Genomic DNA, 17347 nt, shown 5'->3' on the forward strand with positions numbered 1-17347 from the left:
GCGGCCATGACCCCGATCCGCGTGATGCTGGTCGACGACCACCCGGTGGTGCGCACGGGCTACCGGCGCCTGCTGGAGCAGGGCGGCGACATCGCCGTCGTGGCCGAGGCGGGCAATGGCGAAACGGCGTATGGTTTGTACCAGGAGCACGCGCCCGACGTCTGCGTGACGGATTTGTCCATGCCCGGCATCGGCGGCCTGGAATTGCTGCGCAAGCTGCTCGCCCGCGACGCCGGCGCCCGCGTGCTGGTGTTTACCATGCACGACACGCCGCAGCTGATCGCGCGCGCGTTTGACGGCGGCGCCTGCGGCTTCGTCAGCAAGCAGGCCGACCCGGAACACCTGGTCGACGCCGTGCGCGCCGCCCACGCGGGACGGCGCTACCTCGACCCGCACAGCGCGCCCGGCGTGCTGCAAGGCACGGCCAACATGGAAGCGCAGCGCTTGAGCAGCCTGAGCCAGCGCGAATTCGAAATCTTCCGCCTGCTGGCCGAAGGCCGCAGCGCCGCCGACTGCGCCCGCCTGCTGCACCTGAGCAGCAAGACGGTGGCCAACCACCAGACTTGCATCAGGGAAAAGCTCGACGTGCCTGGCCCCGCCGCTTTGGTGCACCTGGCCTTGCGCAATGGCGTCATCGAACAGATCCACCCTTAAAACACGTAGCGCAAGCCCGCATTCACGCTGCGCGGCGCGCCGGCCGCATAAAAGGTCGCGTTGACCATCGGATACTCGCCGTTCACGGCCGGCAGTGGCCGGGCGGCGAAATTGCCGTTGGCGTCGAAACCCGTCGCGCCCAGCTGGGCTGCCGTCGCATATCTGCGGTCGAACAGGTTATTGATTTGGGCGAACACGCTCAGCTGACGTGTCAGCTGGTATTTTCCATTGAGTTCAAACACCGCGTAACCGCCGCTCTTGCCCGCACCCAGGTACGCTGGCCCGCCCGCCTGGTGCGCATTGTTTTCATTGCCGCGCGCATAGGCACTCGACACGGCCGTCATGGCCAGGCCCACCGTCCAGTCGCGCCCGCCCTCATAATCCACGTGCGCTTTGAAAATATGGCTCGGTGTCAAAGGAATGCGCTTGCCCGGCGTGATGACGATATTGCCTTCCAGGCCAGGCGCTTCCGCATCGCTGCTGCTGTTGGCGCTGCCGTTGACGGTTTCCCGGCTTTGATACGTCGCCTGCAACCACGTGTAGTTGACGCCGAAGTCCAGCGCGCCCGCCTTGCCGTCCAGCGCCAGCTCGACGCCCTGGTGGCGCGTCTTGCCGAAATTCTTGAAGTAGCCGAAACCGGCCTGGTTGTCGGCCACGAACAGGATATCGTCGTGGTTTTCCGCGCGGAACAGGCCCGCGCTCCAGCGGGCCAGCTCGCCCCACTGGCCGCGCACGCCCGCTTCCCATGTCTTCGTCACCACCTGTTTCAAGGGCGGGTCGCCGGCCATGGCGTTGGGCAGGCGGCACGGGTTTTCCGGGTCGGCGCAGCCAAGCTCGATGGCCGTTGGCGTGCGGCTGCCTTCGTTGTAGCCGAGATAGGCGCTCACGCCCGCAGCCGGCGCATAGGCCAGGCCGATAGCGGGATTGAAGCGGCTGAAACGGTGATCGCCATCGAGCGAACCGCTGCCGCCGCCCGGCGTGATGGCGTCGCGGTTGCGCACGGTGCTGCGGTTGTAGCGGCCGGAAACAGTCAGGGTCAAGTCTTGCTTGAGCGCGATGCTGTCGCTCGCATACACGCTCCAGGTGCGCATGCGCCCGCTCAAGTCGACCCGGTTATCCACTGGCGTGCCGTCGTCGCCGATCTGCGTGCCGTCGGCAAAGAAGTCCACGGGCGTGATGCCGCGGTCCGGGTTCAGGTAGCCGAACTGGCTGGTCTGGCGAAAGGTGGCGTGACTCGTGTCGAAGGCGGCGCCGGCCGTGACGGCATGGCGCGATCCCGCCAGGTCGGCCAGCGCCGTGAACTGGCCCGAAAAACCGTAGTTTTCCTGCTGCGTATGGCTGCGGTTGATCATGCCATTGCATTTTTCGGCCGGCTCGTCGTTCAGCAGCACGTTGGCTATGCAACGCCATTTCGGAAACGGCGTATTGCCCGCATTCGCCCCGCTGGCGGGAAAGCCCGTGTAGCCGGCCGCCGCCAGGGCGGCCCGTTCGGCCGCGCCGGGCTGATAGATGGACTGGTCGAGCGACTCGTCGTTCAGGTCGCCGTTGTAGGTGTGCGTGTCGATCTTGCGGTAGTAGACATTGCCGGACAATAACAAGGCAGCGCTGGCCTGGTGTTTGCCCGTCAGGTTCAGCAAGGTCGACCTGTTTTGCGTCAAGTCCGGCTTGGTGTAGACGCTGCGGTAATCGCGCGCCAGCAGGCGCTGTTCCTGCAAGCCGTTGCCCGTCAGCGCATTGTCCGCGTGGGCCACGGTGGCGGCAATGTCCGTGCGCGCATCGCTCCAGCCGAGCTTGCCGAACAGCTGGCGCACGTCGGACGGGGAATCGTCGCGCCAGCCATCTTCCTTGAAACGGTTGCCCGTCACATACCAGTGCCAGCCTTGGGCATTGCTGCCGCCATGTTCAACTTCCACTGCGCGGCGTTGATCGGCACCCAGGCGCGCCTCGATGGCGGTGCCGGGACTGCTCTTGCCATCCTTGGTCTGCAGGGCCAGCGCGCCGCCCAGGGTGTTCAAGCCAAACAAGGGGTTCGAACCCGGCATCAGGGTCAGCGATTTGATGGCCATGCGCGGGATCAAGTCCCAGCTGACGACGTCGCCAAACGGCTGGTTCAGGCGCATGCCGTCCAGGTACACGGACAGGCCCTGCGGCGTGCCCAGCAACGGTGACGCCGTGTAGCCGCGGTAGCTGACGTCGGGCTGGAACGGGTTGTTCTGCACTTCGTTCACGACAACGCTGCCCAGGTTGCGGCGCAGAAAGGCGGATAAGTCCAGCACGCCGCTGCGGGCGATCTGCTGCGCGCTGGCCGTCTGCACGGGCGCGGCGAACGTGTCGCTCGCCTGCTCCACGGTGGGCAGCGGCATGCTGCCCGTGATGATAACGGTGGGCAAGTCGCCCGAGGCGGCCAGGCTGGCACCAGCAGGCTCGGCAGCCTGCGCCTGGCACAGCGCCATGGCCGCAGCGGCGAATAAAGTCAGTTTCATGCGTATCCCCGTTTTTATCATGGTTTTTATGTCTGTCCAGTATCGGACAGCCACCATCGATGAACTAGGGAAAAACTCCCGCCGTGCGGGGAACTAACGCTGCAAGGGCAAGTAACTCTGCTTGAGCTGGCGCAAGACAAAGCTCGATTTGCTGTGGCGGATGCCGGGAATTTTGTATAAACGCTCGCGCAGCAGGCGTTCATAGTCGCGCGTGTCGCTCACCGCAATGCGCAGGTAGTAATCGTAGTCGCCGGAAACAAGGAACGCTTCCAGCACTTCCGGGATCATGGCCAGCGCGTGGCCGAATTCGAACAGGGCCTGGTCGGAATGGTCGTCCAGGGTGACTTGCACGATGACGGTGTCGGCCAGCCCCACCTTGGCCGCGTTGACGTTCACCGTATAACCCTCGATGACGCCATCGTCTTCCATGCGCTTGATGCGCGCCCAGCATGGCGACGAGGTCAGGCCCACCTTGGCGCTCAGCTCGTGCAGGCTGATGCGGGCATCCTGCTGCAGGGCCGTCAGGATGGCGAGATCGAATTTATCCAGCTTCATTCTGTCATATCCTTATTTCACAGCAAATTTTGCTGAAGTCTGCATTCTATACGAGAAAACCAGCAGCCTTTTCTGCCGGGGCAAGCAGAAAATAGACACATGAAACCCGATCCCGCTCCCCTCCTCGCTCCCGCCCACGATCTTGCGCCGCGCAACGGCGCCAGCACCCTGATCGACACCCTGCTGGCCCTGGGTGTCGACACCGTCTTCGGCTACCCCGGCGGCGCCGTGTTGCCCCTGTACGATGCGCTGCACGCGCAACCGCGCCTGCGCCACGTGCTGGTGCGCCACGAACAGGCGGCCGTGCACGCGGCAGAAGGGTATGCGCGCAGCACGGGCCGGCCCGGCGTCGTCTTCGTCACGTCCGGCCCCGGCATGAGCAATACCACCACGGGCTTGCTCGACGCCCTGTGCGATTCGATACCCGTCATCTGCATCAGCGGCCAGGTGGCAACCACCAGCATCGGCACGAACGCCTTCCAGGAATGCGACGCGCTGGGCATTTCGCGCCCCGTCACCAAGTGGAACCGGCAAATCCGCACGGCCGAGGAAACGGCGGCCGTGGTGCACGAAGCGTACGCGCAAGCCACGCAAGGGCGGCCCGGTCCCGTGCTGATCGATTTTCCCAAGGATATGCAACTGGCGCCCGTTGCGGACCACACGCCGCCGCCATCCCTCGCAGCCGTCCCTGCTCCCCTGCCCGAGGCGGCCGATATCGAGCAAGCCGCCAGCCTAATCGCCTCCGCGCGCCAGCCCGTGTTCTATGGCGGCGGGGGCCTCATCAATTCCGGCCTCGATGCCTGTGCCGCCTTCGGCCAACTGGTGAAACTGGCGGCCGCGCCATGCACCTTGACCCTGCTGGGCCTGGGCGCCTTTCCCGCCGCGCACCCGGCCTTCCTCGGCATGCTGGGCATGCACGGCACGCTGGAAGCGAACCTGGCCATGCACCATGCGGATGTGATCGTCTGCGTCGGCGCCCGCTTCGACGACCGGGTGACGGGCAGGCTGGACGCCTTTTGTCCTGGCGCAAAGGTCATCCACATCGATATCGACCCGGCATCGATCGGCAAGGTGGTACGCGCCGACGTGGCCTTGCGCGGCGATTGCGCGCCCGTGCTGGCGGCCCTGCTGGCGCAGCTGCGCGGCCGCTTGCTGGCCGACCGCCAGCCGTGGTGGCAGCGCATCGATGGCTGGCGCGCGCACGATTCGCTGGCGTTCGACGACACGCTTGACGTGATCGCACCGCAGGCGCTGATGCGACGGCTGCAGGCGGCGCTCGATGGCAAGGACGCCATCGTGTCCACGGACGTGGGCCAGCACCAGATGTGGGCCGCGCAGCACCTGCGCTTCGAGCAGCCGCGCCGCTGGCTGACCTCGGGCGGCGCCGGCACCATGGGTTATGGACTGCCAGCCGCCATCGGCGCGCAGATCGCCCATCCGGGAAAATGCGTCGTGTGCGTCAGCGGCGACGCGTCGATTTTGATGAATATCCAGGAACTGGCCACGGCCGTGCAGCACCGCCTGCCCGTGAAAGTGGTGCTGTCGAACAATGGCTACATGGGCATGGTGCGCCAGTGGCAGGAACTGCACCACGGCGAGCGCTACAGCCACAGCTACACGGAAGCCCTGCCCGACTTCGTCGCCCTGGCACGCGCCTTCGGCTGGCAGGCGCACACGGTGAGCCGGCGCGACGAGCTCGACGGGGCACTGGCGGCCTGCCTGGCATCGAGCGGCCCCTATTTCCTCGACGTGCGCGTGCATGGCGCAGAAAATTGTTTCCCCATGATGGCGCCCGGCGCGGGACATCATGAAGTGACCCTGTCCAAGGGCAAGGTGTACAGCGAGCGGTAATCCGGCATGAGCACCGGCCACGCCAACGATGTTGTCGGATTACGCGTGGCGCTGCCACGCTAATCCATCACCTCTCGCCACCACGGGTAGGTCGGATTAGCGGCGGTACGCCGCGTAATCCGACATCACCACCGGCCGGATTACGCCCAAATCCTGTAGACCCAATAACTTTCATCCTCGCGGCTGGCGCGCGCCAGTTCCGTGGGGCTCAGGCCCGTGATGGCGCGCACTTCGCGGCACAGGTGGGCCTGGTCGGCGTAGCCGCCCTCGGCGGCGATATCGGTCCAGGAAGCGTTGCCTTGCAGCATGGATTCTCGTGCGTGGAGAAACGACTGTTCCGCGCGGCGCATGCGGCGCAGGGTGCGCATGGGCTGGCCGGCCCAGGCCTTGATGCGGCGCTCGATATTGCGCGCGCCGCTGGCCAAGCCCGTCGAGGCCGCCTGTACGCCCAGGCGACGCACCCAGTCCTGGATGGCGCCGGCCGGCTGGTCGCCGCCCTTGCGCGCCAGCGCCCAGCGCGGCGCGAGAAAATCCTCCACCAGCCTGACGCGCGCTGCATCGTCGGGTGCGGCCAGCACGGCGTCGGACAAGGCCAGCCAGTCGGCGTCGAACAGCGGTGCCAGCGGGCGCACCTGGTCGAACAGGGCCGCCATGTCGATGCCCGTCAGCGCATGCAGGGCGGCCGGATACAGCATCACCATGAACGAGTGCACGGGACCGGGGTTGTAGCTGACCAGCGGATAGCCGCGCGGCCCGCTGAACAGGGCGGGCGGCATGCGCACGTGCAGCAGGTCGGGAGCCGGCGCGGCAGCCTCGACATCGCCCGCGACCGTCCACAGCAGGCAGCACATGGGCGTGGCGGGAAAGCGGTTCAGGCGCTGCGCGGGCGGCAGCGGCGCGCATTGCGTGGTGTCGCGCACGAGGAAGGCGCGCACGCAGGAAGCGAGCGCGGTGCGCGGCGCGATCAAACGGGTCAGGGGCGTGGGGGCGGCAGGCATGGCGACGATTGTACCGGCAATTTTCGGCGCCGCGCGCGCTGTCGTATTCGTTCATGTCGTATTCGTTCCTGTCATATTCGTTCATGTCGTATTCGTTCAAGACGCGCGTGCGCAAGCGCGCTACAGTCAGGCCATCGTTCCACGACAACAGGAGCTTGCCATGCCGCCACTCGACCACGTCACCGCACCTGCACCCGCCGCCACCCTGCGCCAGATCCGCCAGTTGCCGGGGCCATTCGCCTTGCCCATCATCGGCAACGCCATGCAAGTGAGACTGCCGCGCATCCACCGCGACGTGGAAGGCTGGGTACGCCGCTATGGCCCTTTCGTGCGCGCCTGGTTTGGCCGCACCCTGGTGCTGGTGGTGGCCGACAGCGAGGCCGTGGCCGCCGTGCTGCGCGACCGCCCGGACGGTTTCCGCCGCCCCCTCGGCAGCTACACGATTTCGGTGGAAATGGGCGGCATCCCCGGCGTCTTCCTGGCCGAGGGCAGCGAGTGGCGCAACCAGCGCCGCATGGTCATGGCGGGCATGGCGCCGGGCGCCATCAAGGCGTATTTCCCCGCGCTGGTGACGGTGGCGCAGCGCCTGCAGCGGCGCTGGCAGCATGCCGCCACGCAAGGCCAGGCCATCGCCCTCGATGGCGACCTGAAACGCTACACGGTCGACATCATCGCCGGCCTGGCCTTCGGCAGCGAAGTCAACACGCTGGAATCGGGCGAGGACGTGATCCAGCGCCACCTGGACGCCATCCTGCCGGCCGTGGCACGGCGCAGCCTGTCGATGCTGCCGTACTGGCGCTACGTCAAGCTGCCCGTCGACCGGCGCCTGGACCGCGACGTGGCGGCGCTGGACGTGGCCGTGGCGCAACTGGTGCAGCAGGCGCGCGAACGCATGGCGCACGACCCCGCGCGGCGCGTGCGGCCACCGAACTTGCTCGAAGCCATGATCGCCGCCGCCGACGAAAAGGACAGCGGCGTGAACGACCGCGCCGTGGCCGGCAATGTGCTGACCATGCTGCTGGCCGGTGAAGACACGACGGCCAACACGATTTCCTGGATCATCTACCTGTTGCAGCGCCATCCGCACAGCCTGGCCAAGGCACGCGAGGAAGTGCGGCGCCTGGCGCCCGACGTGGCACAGTTCAGCGTGGCGCAAATGGATAGCCTCGACTACCTGGGCGCCTGCGCCAGCGAGGCCATGCGCTTGAAACCGGTGGCGCCCTACATTCCGCTCGAAGCGCTGCGCGACACGGTGGTGGGCGACGTGGCCGTGCCCGCCGGCAGCATGCTGTGGTGCGTGATGCGCCACGACAGCGTGTCCGATGCGCACTTTCCAGACGCGCAAGCGTTCCGGCCCGAGCGCTGGCTGGAGGGCAGCGCCGAGGCGAACAACAAACGCGCCGCCATGCCGTTTGGCGGGGGCTTGCGCACCTGTCCCGGCCGCTATCTGGCTTTGCTGGAAATCAAGATCGCCATGGCCATGCTGCTAGGCAGCTTCGACATCGCCGGCGTCGACACGCCCGATGGCGGCGAGGCGCAGGAACTGATGGGTTTTGTGATGTCGCCCATCGGTTTGACGATGCGCCTGGCGCGGCCGCAGTGATACCATGGGGGAAGTCCCATTCATTCGACCTCCCCATGACCATCCGCCTGGAATCGCCGCAGCAAGCCGACGTGCAAACCCTGATCGCCGAGCTTGATGCGTATCAACAAACCCTGTACCCGGCCGAGTGCGTCTACTCGCTGGACCTGGCATCGGTGCCATCCGATACCCTGCTGTTCGCCGTCGCCCGCGATGCCGATGGCCGCGCGCGCGCCTGCGGCGCCATCGTCGTCACGCCCGATTTCGGCGAGGTCAAGCGCATGTACGTGCACCCGGACAGCCGCGGCCTGGGCCTGGCCAGGCGCCTGCTAAGCTTGCTGGAAGAGCAGGCGCTGGCGCGCGGCTGCCGCTTGCTGACGTTAGAGACGGGCATCCACCAGCCGGCAGCCATCGCCCTGTACGCGCGCCACGGCTACCAGCGGCGCGGGCCGTACGGCGACTATCCCGACGATCCATTCAGTGTCTTCATGGAAAAACCTCTGCAGGCGGCGGCATGAACGCGCCTGCCGACAGCCTGTTTGATATCCGCGCACGCCTGCGCGCCTTTGCCGACGAACGCGACTGGGATCAGTTCCACACGCCGAAAAACCTGGCCATGGCCCTGTCCGTGGAAGTGGCGGAACTGGTCGAGCACTACCAGTGGCTGCCCACGGGCGCGGACGCTGAACTCGACGATGCCAAGCGCACGGGCATCCGCCACGAACTGGCCGACGTGCTGATGTATCTGGTGCGCCTGGCCGACAAGAGCGGCGTCGACCTGCACGCTGCCGTGCTGGAAAAGATGGCACTGAACGCACAGAAATACCCGGCGCAGCAGGTGCGCGGCGACGCGCGCAAATACAGCGAATACTGAGACACTCACGCGTGCGTGGCTGCCGCGCAAAAAAGCGTAGCATCAAGCCATGCGTATTAATCTCTTCCTGCTGCTTGCCTGCCTGCTCCATGGCCCGGTTGCCCTGGCGCAAACCGCGCCCGTGCCGCAAGTCAAAGTGGACGCCACGCGCGACCCCGTCGATAAATCCTACCGCAAGATGCTGCAGGGCGTGGACCGCTTCGAGCGCGACCATGCGCTGGCGCCGCAAGCGGTGCTGCGCTTTCGCTTGCTGCCGCGCCAGCCCGGTGTGGACATGACGGGCGTGCGGCTGCGCATCGCCGGCGACACCGTCAGCATTCCGCTGCCCCTGGCCGAGGACAACAGCTTTGCCCCCGTGCGCAATGCGCAGGCCGCGCGCGAAGACGCCGTGCTGATCGCCAACCGCAAGGCCACCACCATGAGCTGGCGCGCGCAAGTGATCACGCCCGGCTTGCCGCCCGGCACGCGGCGCCTGGGCGACTTGCGCCTGGAATGCCGCGCCGGCATGGATTCGGGCCTGATCTCGAACGACCCGCAAATCATCGCCTGGCTGTCCAGCATGCTCTACAGCACGGACAAGGTGTGTTCCGAGCCGGACGGCAACTACCTGTTCTTCACGGAGCGCCCCCTGTTCGGCGTGACCCTCGTGCATGGCGAGCGCAGGGTTACGCTACCGTTCACCATGCTGTACGCGGGCGGCGAGCAGACCCCCGCCTCGCTGCCCTATTGCGATTGCCAGGTCTTGCTTGACCGCACGTATTACGCGCCCCTGTGGGACAGCAGCTGGCCCGACGATACCCTGCTGGAATTTAGCTATATGGACGAGGTGGCGCCATGAAGTGGGTCAGTGTCTTCGTGCTGATGCTGCTGGCCGCCTGCTCGGGCACGCGCGCCTTGCAGGCAAGCAAAAACGTGCCTTACGCTACCCTGGAACAGACGGTGCAACTAGGCAGCAGCACGCGCGAACAGGTGCGCGCCGCGCTGGGAGAGAGCACGTCCATCCGTTTCGACAGCGGCAATGAAGTGTGGATGTACACCTACCCGGCCGCCTCGGGCGCGCAGGGAGAATATGTGATTTTGTTTGGCGGGGATGGGGTGGTGAAGAAGGTACGCAGCGGGGAAGTGTACCGGGTGAAGCAGTAAGAGTACCCCACAGGCAAAACCCAGGGTCAGACCCGACGGGGGAATGCGCCCCAATGGGGAGCATTCCGATCACGCAGTGACTGACCCCAGCATTTTGCTACCTGGCCTTTAACAGCGCCCTTGCCGCCACGCCCGCACCCACGCTGCGCCCCACACCGGCAGCCTTGCGTTTGGGCGAGGCCTTCAGTTTGAAGATGCCGATCGACTGGGCCACGCTCTCGGTGCGCTGCGCCAGGCTGCTGGCGGCCGCAGCCGCCTGCTCCACCAGCGCCGCATTCTGCTGCGTGATGCCATCCATGTGGATGACGGCCTGGTTGACTTGCCCGATGCCCTGGTTCTGCTCGCGCGTGGTGGAGGAAATCTCGTCCATCACTTCCGTCACGCGGGCCACCGAGGCGATCACTTCCGTCATGGTGGCGCCCGCATTGCTGGTCAGCACGCTGCCCGCATTCACGGTGGCGATCGAATGGTCGATCAGATTCTTGACCTCTTTGGCGGCGGTAGCCGAACGCTGCGCCAGGCTGCGCACTTCGCCGGCCACGACGGCAAAGCCGCGGCCATGCTCGCCCGCGCGGGCCGCTTCCACGGCCGCGTTCAAGGCGAGGATATTCGTCTGGAAGGCGATGCCATCGATCAAGCCGATGATGTCGAGAATCTTACGCGACGAGGTGCTGATCTCGTCCATCGTGGTGACCACTTCGCTGACGATGGTGCCGCCCTTGGCCGCGACGGTCGACGCCTGCGCCGCCAGCTTGTTGGCCGTGTCCACGTGGTCGGCGCTGTTTTGCACCGTGGACGTCAGCTCTTCCATGCTGGCCGCCGTCTGTTCCAGGCTGGACGCCTGCGATTCGGTGCGGCTGGACAAGTCCATATTGCCCGTGGCGATTTCCGCCGTGGTGATGCGGATATCCTCGAAGTTGGCGCGCACGTCGCCGATGATGCTGTGCAAGTTGATGTTGGTCTGGCGCAAGGCCGCCATCAATTGGCCCATGTCGTCGTCGCGCACCTTGTCGATGACGCCCGTCAAGTCGCCGCCGGCCATCTTGCGCGCCATCGTGACGGCGTCACCCAGCGGAGCGACGAGGGAATTGTGCAGATGGGCCCAGAAATACAGCATCAGCGCGACGGCGGCGGCGGCGGCACCGCTGAGCCAGCTGCGCGTGGCCGTGCTCGTGTCACCATCGATATTCCACACGGCGCAGCCGAGGATGGCCAGCACCACGCCAAAGACGATGCAATGGAAGGCCAGGTCTTGGGACAGGGTCAGCTTGCGCCATTCGGCCAGCTTGGCGGCCAAGCCCTGGCGCACGACGCGGCCATTGCGGATCGCCAGCTTGGCGGCATTGCCGTCTTTGAAACTTTTATACAGGGCTGCCGCTTCGTTGATCTGCTCGCGCGAGGGCTTGGTGCGCACGGACATATAACCGATCGGGCGGCCGTTTTCGATCACGGGCGTGATATTGGCGAAGACCCAGTAGAAATCACCATTCTTGCAGCGGTTCTTGACCATGCCGGTCCACGGCATGCCCGTCTTGATGGTGTCCCACAGGTCGGCAAACGCTTCGGCCGGCATATCGGGATGACGCAGGATATTCTGTGGTGCACCCAGCAGTTCCATTTCTGAAAAACCGCTGACTTCAATGAAATACTGATTAGCGTAATTGATGTTTCCCTGTAAATCCGTCGTGGAAACAATCGTCATGCCTTCATTTAATACGTATTCATTTTGCGTGATAGGCGTATTGACCCGCATCGTCGCTCCTCTATTTTTTTTCAACTAGCATAACAAAAACATAAAAACAATATACCACATCAAGCACCCTTGATATATCGCTTCGGCGACAGTGACACTGGTCAAATAATTTAATAAAAACCAATTCATTTATTTTTTAGAATTTACTTTGATTCAACTTGATTGATTTTATTGAATGCAAAATTCAAATTACGCGCACACACAATAATTAATAAAAAATTATGTATCTGCGCGGCAGGCGATAAATACGGCGTATGTGCCGATAAAAAGACGCAGGAAGACTGCCGTCATGGCCGGCGCATGGCGACGCCTGCCGCCAACAATAACGCGGCAACAATATTCATTTCTTGAGGGAAAATAAAAACTGGCGCGAACGCGCCAGTGAGGGATGTGTCTCCAATCCGCGACACAGGCGCCGGAGCGCCCGTGTGGATGGATTACTTAAAGGTTTTGCGCGGCGACTTCGGACGCGGTGGCGCAGGCTTGCGCTCCGTCGTGCCATCGTCCAGGCTGATGCGCAGTTTCTGGCCCGAGACCATGACCGATTTCAGATGGTCGAGGATTTCGGGCGGCATGCCTTCCGGCAGGTCCAGCACGCTGTAGTTGTCAAAGATATCGATGCGGCCGATATGCTTGGCTTCCAGGTTCGCTTCGTTGGCGATGGCGCCGACGATGTTGCTTGGCGTCACGGCGTGCTCACGGCCCACTTCGATGCGGTAAGCCGTCACGCCCGGGCGTGGACGTTCCTTCTTCGGCGCGCGCGGCGCAGGTGCTGCGTCGCCCGCGTCCGCTGGCGCATCCTTGAACGCTGGCGCGGACTTGGCGGCAAACGGCTTGCGTGGCGCGGCTGGCGGCGCCAGGTCCGGCGCGTCGCCGTCACGGCTGATGCGCAGCTGCTGGCCCGCGACCCACACGGTTTTCAGCTGATCCAGCAATTCTTTCGGCATGCTGTCTGGCAAGTCCAGGACGCTGTAGTCGTCATAGATTTCGATGCGGCCGATGTTTTTCGAATCGATGCCCGCTTCGTTGGCGATGGCGCCCACGATATTGCCCGGTTTCACGCCATGCTGATGACCGACTTCAATGCGGAAGGTCTGCATGCCGGCGTCGGCTGGACGTTGAATGCGTTCCTTTTTCGGGAAGGCCGGGCGTTCGCCACGGTCGCTGCGCTCGTTACGGTCGAAGCGGTCGCCCCGTTCCGGACGGTCGTTGCGCTCAAAACGATCCTGGCGCACAGGACGGTCGTCCTGCCACGTGGCTTGCTCGCGCGCCTTGTTCTTGTCCAGCAGCAGCGGCGTATTGCCACGCGCCATCTTCGCCAGGGCGGCGGCGATTTCAATGGCGGGAATGTTTTGCTCGCGCTCGAAATCTTCGATCAGCGACTGGAACTGTTCCAGCTCGCCCAGGGCCAGGGTTTCGCTGATTTGCTCCTTGAACTTGGCGATACGCACGTCGTTGACGGCCTGGATCGTCGGCAGTTCCAGCATGCCGATCGGCTGGCGGGTCGAGCGTTCGATGGCTTTCAACAAGTTCTTTTCACGCGGGGTGATGAACAAAATCGCTTCGCCGCTGCGGCCGGCGCGGCCCGTGCGGCCGATGCGGTGGGTGTAGCTTTCCGGGTCGTGCGGCACGTCATAGTTGACGACGTGGCTGATGCGCTCGACGTCCAGGCCGCGGGCGGCCACGTCGGTTGCCACGAGGATGTCGATCTTGCCGTCTTTCAACTGCTGGATCGTGCGCTCGCGCTGCGCTTGCTGGATGTCGCCATTGATGGCGGCAGCCGAGAAGCCACGCGCTTGCAGCTTGCCGGCCAACTCTTCCGTACCCAGCTTGGTGCGGGCAAAGATGATCATGCCGTCAAACGCTTCCGCTTCCAGGATGCGGGTCAGCGCGTCGAGCTTGTGCATGCCCGACACCAGCCAGTAGCGCTGGCGGATGTTGTCGGCCGTGCCCGTCTTGGCGGCGACCGTCACTTCGGCCGGGTTCACCAGGTAGGTCGTGGCGATGCGCTTGATGACGGAAGGCATGGTGGCCGAGAACAGGGCCGTTTGATGGCCTTCCGGGGTTTCTTTCAAGATACGTTCGACGTCGTCGATAAAGCCCATGCGCAGCATTTCATCGGCTTCGTCCAGCACCAGGGTTTTCAGCTTGGACAGGTCGAGCGAGCCCTTGTCCAGGTGATCGATGACGCGGCCTGGGGTGCCGACGATGACGTGCACGCCGCGGCGCAGGGCCGACAGCTGCGGACCGTAGCTTTGGCCGCCGTAGATCGGCAACACGTGGAAGCCGGGGATGTGGGTGGCGTACACCTGGAACGCTTCGGCGACCTGGATGGCCAGTTCGCGCGTCGGTGCCAGGACCAGGGCTTGGGGTGAGCTTTGTTTCAGATCGATGCGCGACAGGATCGGCAAGGCGAAGGCGGCGGTCTTACCCGTGCCTGTTTGCGCCTGGCCCAGCACGTCGCGGTTCGCGAGCAATAATGGAATCGTGGCCGCCTGGATAGGCGACGGTGTTTCGTAACCGACATCCTTGAGCGCGCGAATCAGCGGCTCGCTCAGGTTAAGGTCGGAAAATAAGGAAATTGGTGTATCAGACATGAAATCACTCACAAGTTCGCTCGAATCGCCCAATGCGAAAGAGTGTATCTGCTAGTTTACTCTTTACTGGACCTTACCGGGTGGAACGAGGCGGCAGAACGCCATTTTTTGCATTCTAAAACGCAGAAAAATCGGCGATCCGCACGCAATTGGTGCAAAAATCAAACAATATTATGTGTTTTGCAATGGATATGCCGGTTTTACAGGTGCGCCTCGATATTGCTTGCCGCATCGACCGAGTGGCGCAAAAATTCCAGCAAGTCCTCGTTCAGCCTGTCCTTGTGCGTCGTCGCCAGGCCGTGCGGCGCGCCCGCATACACGAGCAGCTTGCTGCCGATGATGAGCTCGGCAGTGCGCCGCGCCGAGGCGGCGATCGGTACGATCTGGTCGTCGTCGCCATGGATCACCAGGGTCGGCACATCGAATTTGGCCAGGTCAGCCGTGAAATCCGTCTCGGAAAATTGCTTGATGCACAGGTAAGACGCCGGCATGCCCGCCTGCATGCCTTGCCGCCAGAAACCGTCGCGCACGCCCTGCGAGGGCTTCGCATCGGGCCGGTTGTAGCCATAGAAGGCCTCGCTCAAATCTTGGAAAAACTGGCTGCGGTCGGCCTGCACGCCGGCGCGGATGGCGTCAAAAACGGATAGCGGCAAGCCCAGCGGGTTCTCCGCGGTTTGCAGCATCAGCGGCGGCACGGCGCCCACCAGCACGGCGCCGGCCAGGCGCCCGGTGCCATGGCGGCCGATGTAGCGCGCCACTTCGCCGCCGCCCGTCGAGTGGCCGACGAGCGTGGCGCCCGTCAAGTCCAGCGCGGCGATCAGGGCGGCCAGGTCGTCGGCATAGGTATCCATGTCGTTGCCGTCGAAGGGCTGGCTGGAACGGCCGTGGCCGCGCCGGTCGTGCGCGATGACGCGGTAGCCGTGCGAGGCCAGGTAAAACATCTGGTCTTCCCAGGCGTCGGACGACAAGGGCCAGCCGTGGCTGAAGACGACGGGCGGGCCGCTGCCCCAGTCCTTGTAGTGGATCAATGTGCCGTCGGCGGTACGCAGGGTATTGCTTGAATGCAAGTCAGGGGGTGTCATGGAACGCTCCTTGTCGGTGGACCAGCAGCCATTGTGGCCGCAATGGCGCACGCACGCCGCGCGCTACGCTGGAGCATTGCGGTAGAGTAAGATTGCCGCTGCTTTGCTTTCCCGTATTCACTTTTGGAGTTGTCATGCGCTTTCCCCTCATCCTCGCCGCCAGCCTGTTCAGCACGGCTACCCTCGCCCAGCCGCTCGTTGCCGAGGCGCCCCTGCGCGCCCACCTGTCCTTCCTGGCCGACGATTTGCTGGAAGGACGCGGCACGGGCCAGCGCGGCGGCGATCTGGCCGTGCGCTACCTGGAAACGCAGGCGGCCGTGGCCGGCCTGCAACCGTTGAAGGATGGCACGTATCGCCAGGCGTTGACCATTGTCGGCAGCAAGGCCTTGCCATCGAGCAAAGTCACCTTCAGCGCGGGCGGCAAGACCTTGTCTCCCGCCTTCGGCCAGGACATCGTCTTTGGCGCGGCGAATGGCCAGCAGACAGTGGCGTTCGACGCGCCCGTCGTGTTTGCCGGCTACGGCATTCGCGCCCCGGAAGAAAACTGGGATGATTTCAAGGGCGCCGACCTGAAGGGCAAACTCGTCATCATGATGGTCAACGACCCGCAGCCGACCAGCGCCGAACCGCAGCGCTTCGCCGGCAAGTCGCTCACGTATTACGGCCGCTGGGTCTACAAGTACGAAGAAGCGCTGCGCCAGGGCGCGGCTGGCGTGCTGCTGATACACACGACGGCATCGGCGTCGTATCCGTGGTCGGTGCCGGCCAACGGTTTCGGCCATGAGCGCTTCAACCTGGCTGGCGCGGGCAATGCGATGGAAGGCTGGCTGCAGGAAGACATGGCGCGCGCCCTGTTCCAGGCCGGCGGGCAAGACCTGGACGCCTTGCGCGCACAGGCGGAAACGCGCGCATTTCGCCCCGTCGCATTGAACGCGACGGTCAAGGTGGCACTGAACAACCAGGTGCGCAGCATCGAACAATTCAACGTGGCCGGCATCGTGCCGGGCACGGACCCGAAGCTCAAGGACGAAGCCGTCATCTACTCGGCCCATTGGGACCACTTGGGCAAGGATGACGAAGGCAGCCAACGCAGCGGCCAGAGCGACCATATCTACAACGGCGCCATCGACAACGCCTCGGGCGCGGCCGCCTTGCTGGCCATGGCGCAAGTGGCGGTGAAACAGCCGGCACGCCGCACGCAGATCTTCCTGTGGCCGGCCGGCGAGGAAACGGGCATGCTGGGCAGCACGGCCTACACGCGCGCGCCATTATGGCCACTGGCCAAGACGGCCGCCGACCTGAACCTCGACAGCATGAATTTCGTCGGCAAGACGCACGACATCGGCGTGGCCGGCGCCGAACGCAGCAGCCTGTACGCCAGCGCCGCCAAGGTGGCCAAGCGCATGGGTCTGCGACTGGCGCCGACCATCCCCGACCTGTCCGGCGCGTTTTACCGGGCCGACCATTTTGCGTTTGCCAAGGCCGGCGTGCCCGCCTTCAACGTGGGCTCGGCCGTGTTTTCCGGCGACGGTTCGTTCGACTTCGTCCAGGAGCCCAAAGCCTCAGGCGAGCGCCTGGTGGCGTTTAAAAAGGATTACCACCAGGTCAGCGACGAGTACAAGCCGTCGTGGGACTTGTCCGGCATGGTGCAGCAGGCGCAATTCACCCTGAACCTGGGCTATGAAGTGGCGAATGACAAGCAGTTGCCGACATGGAACAAGGGCGAGGCGTTTGGGAAGGTAAAGCGGTAACGTCAAGCGTAGGTCGGATTAGTG

Annotated in this window: 14 protein-coding genes; 8 read left to right on the forward strand and 6 right to left on the reverse strand. The window is 64.4% G+C overall.

Annotation, left to right across the window (positions count from 1 at the left end):
- The first annotated feature begins 6 nt into the window (after positions 1–6).
- Entirely contained in the window at positions 7–654 is a 648-nt protein-coding gene (locus ACPJXG_RS25375; RefSeq protein WP_425252669.1) for a response regulator, read from the forward strand.
- On the opposite strand, the gene ACPJXG_RS25380 is transcribed toward ACPJXG_RS25375, so the two are convergent.
- Together ACPJXG_RS25380 and ACPJXG_RS25385 are read right to left on the reverse strand one after the other, a co-directional pair.
- The gene (locus tag ACPJXG_RS25380; RefSeq protein WP_425252670.1) at positions 651–3137 is read right to left on the reverse strand and encodes a TonB-dependent receptor; all 2487 of its coding nucleotides are present in this window, start codon (positions 3135–3137) and stop codon (positions 651–653) included. The two genes, ACPJXG_RS25375 and ACPJXG_RS25380, sit on opposite strands and share 4 nt — an antisense overlap.
- A 93-nt stretch (positions 3138–3230) precedes the next feature.
- The gene (locus ACPJXG_RS25385; protein ID WP_034784295.1) at positions 3231–3692 is read right to left on the reverse strand and encodes an Lrp/AsnC family transcriptional regulator; all 462 of its coding nucleotides are present in this window, start codon (positions 3690–3692) and stop codon (positions 3231–3233) included.
- A 99-nt stretch (positions 3693–3791) separates the two neighbouring features.
- On the opposite strand from ACPJXG_RS25385, the gene ilvB reads away from it, so the two are divergent.
- Positions 3792–5543, forward strand: coding sequence for a biosynthetic-type acetolactate synthase large subunit (gene ilvB / locus ACPJXG_RS25390; protein ID WP_425252671.1), 1752 nt, complete (start codon positions 3792–3794; stop codon positions 5541–5543).
- A gap of 140 nt (positions 5544–5683) precedes the next feature.
- Here ilvB and ACPJXG_RS25395 read toward each other — a convergent pair whose 3' ends face one another.
- On the reverse strand, positions 5684–6541 hold the full coding sequence (locus tag ACPJXG_RS25395; RefSeq protein ID WP_425252672.1) for a helix-turn-helix domain-containing protein: 858 nt from the start codon (positions 6539–6541) through the stop codon (positions 5684–5686).
- Positions 6542–6701: 160 nt separating this feature from the next.
- Between ACPJXG_RS25395 and ACPJXG_RS25400 the strand changes: the two genes are divergently transcribed.
- Genes ACPJXG_RS25400 through bamE form a run of 5 tightly spaced genes read left to right on the forward strand, consistent with a single transcriptional unit; the run spans position 6702 to position 10140 of the window.
- Complete coding sequence (locus ACPJXG_RS25400) at positions 6702–8144, forward strand: cytochrome P450 (protein ID WP_425252673.1); 1443 nt, start codon at positions 6702–6704, stop codon at positions 8142–8144.
- Between the two features lie 35 nt (positions 8145–8179).
- Complete coding sequence (locus ACPJXG_RS25405; protein WP_425252674.1) at positions 8180–8641, forward strand: GNAT family N-acetyltransferase; 462 nt, start codon at positions 8180–8182, stop codon at positions 8639–8641.
- Positions 8638–8997, forward strand: a complete 360-nt coding sequence (locus ACPJXG_RS25410; protein ID WP_425252675.1) for a nucleotide pyrophosphohydrolase — start codon at positions 8638–8640, stop codon at positions 8995–8997. The genes ACPJXG_RS25405 and ACPJXG_RS25410 overlap by 4 nt, the downstream gene beginning before the upstream one ends.
- Before the next feature lie 49 nt (positions 8998–9046).
- Positions 9047–9835: a hypothetical protein gene (locus ACPJXG_RS25415; RefSeq protein ID WP_425252676.1), complete on the forward strand. Its 789-nt coding sequence runs from the start codon at positions 9047–9049 to the stop codon at positions 9833–9835.
- The gene (bamE, locus tag ACPJXG_RS25420) at positions 9832–10140 is read left to right on the forward strand and encodes an outer membrane protein assembly factor BamE domain-containing protein (RefSeq protein WP_425252677.1); all 309 of its coding nucleotides are present in this window, start codon (positions 9832–9834) and stop codon (positions 10138–10140) included. The genes ACPJXG_RS25415 and bamE overlap by 4 nt, the downstream gene beginning before the upstream one ends.
- Positions 10141–10237: 97 nt before the next feature.
- Here bamE and ACPJXG_RS25425 read toward each other — a convergent pair whose 3' ends face one another.
- The 3 genes from ACPJXG_RS25425 to ACPJXG_RS25435 form a co-directional block, all read right to left on the reverse strand.
- The gene (locus ACPJXG_RS25425) at positions 10238–11893 is read right to left on the reverse strand and encodes a methyl-accepting chemotaxis protein (RefSeq protein WP_425252678.1); all 1656 of its coding nucleotides are present in this window, start codon (positions 11891–11893) and stop codon (positions 10238–10240) included.
- A gap of 437 nt (positions 11894–12330) precedes the next feature.
- Complete coding sequence (locus ACPJXG_RS25430; protein WP_425252680.1) at positions 12331–14490, reverse strand: DEAD/DEAH box helicase; 2160 nt, start codon at positions 14488–14490, stop codon at positions 12331–12333.
- A 200-nt stretch (positions 14491–14690) separates the two neighbouring features.
- Complete coding sequence (locus ACPJXG_RS25435) at positions 14691–15572, reverse strand: alpha/beta fold hydrolase (protein WP_425252682.1); 882 nt, start codon at positions 15570–15572, stop codon at positions 14691–14693.
- 134 nt (positions 15573–15706) lie between these two features.
- On the opposite strand from ACPJXG_RS25435, the gene ACPJXG_RS25440 reads away from it, so the two are divergent.
- Positions 15707–17323: a M28 family peptidase gene (locus ACPJXG_RS25440; protein ID WP_425252684.1), complete on the forward strand. Its 1617-nt coding sequence runs from the start codon at positions 15707–15709 to the stop codon at positions 17321–17323.
- The last annotated feature ends 24 nt before the right edge of the window (positions 17324–17347 follow it).

Origin of the sequence: Janthinobacterium sp. NFX145 (genome assembly GCF_049810325.1) — a bacterium.
Classification (GTDB): domain Bacteria; phylum Pseudomonadota; class Gammaproteobacteria; order Burkholderiales; family Burkholderiaceae_D; genus Janthinobacterium; species Janthinobacterium rivuli.

Coding starts and splice junctions, on each gene's coding strand:
- ACPJXG_RS25410 (WP_425252675.1), top strand. CDS start 8,638: ATGAACGCGCCTGCCGACAGCCTGTTTGATATCCGCGCACGCCTGCGC.
- ACPJXG_RS25375 (WP_425252669.1), top strand. CDS start 7: ATGACCCCGATCCGCGTGATGCTGGTCGACGACCACCCGGTGGTGCGC.
- ACPJXG_RS25440 (WP_425252684.1), top strand. CDS start 15,707: ATGCGCTTTCCCCTCATCCTCGCCGCCAGCCTGTTCAGCACGGCTACC.
- ACPJXG_RS25430 (WP_425252680.1), bottom strand. CDS start 14,490: ATGTCTGATACACCAATTTCCTTATTTTCCGACCTTAACCTGAGCGAG.
- ACPJXG_RS25435 (WP_425252682.1), bottom strand. CDS start 15,572: ATGACACCCCCTGACTTGCATTCAAGCAATACCCTGCGTACCGCCGAC.
- ACPJXG_RS25385 (WP_034784295.1), bottom strand. CDS start 3,692: ATGAAGCTGGATAAATTCGATCTCGCCATCCTGACGGCCCTGCAGCAG.
- ACPJXG_RS25400 (WP_425252673.1), top strand. CDS start 6,702: ATGCCGCCACTCGACCACGTCACCGCACCTGCACCCGCCGCCACCCTG.
- ACPJXG_RS25395 (WP_425252672.1), bottom strand. CDS start 6,541: ATGCCTGCCGCCCCCACGCCCCTGACCCGTTTGATCGCGCCGCGCACC.
- bamE (WP_425252677.1), top strand. CDS start 9,832: ATGAAGTGGGTCAGTGTCTTCGTGCTGATGCTGCTGGCCGCCTGCTCG.
- ilvB (WP_425252671.1), top strand. CDS start 3,792: ATGAAACCCGATCCCGCTCCCCTCCTCGCTCCCGCCCACGATCTTGCG.
- ACPJXG_RS25405 (WP_425252674.1), top strand. CDS start 8,180: ATGACCATCCGCCTGGAATCGCCGCAGCAAGCCGACGTGCAAACCCTG.
- ACPJXG_RS25415 (WP_425252676.1), top strand. CDS start 9,047: ATGCGTATTAATCTCTTCCTGCTGCTTGCCTGCCTGCTCCATGGCCCG.
- ACPJXG_RS25425 (WP_425252678.1), bottom strand. CDS start 11,893: ATGCGGGTCAATACGCCTATCACGCAAAATGAATACGTATTAAATGAA.
- ACPJXG_RS25380 (WP_425252670.1), bottom strand. CDS start 3,137: ATGAAACTGACTTTATTCGCCGCTGCGGCCATGGCGCTGTGCCAGGCG.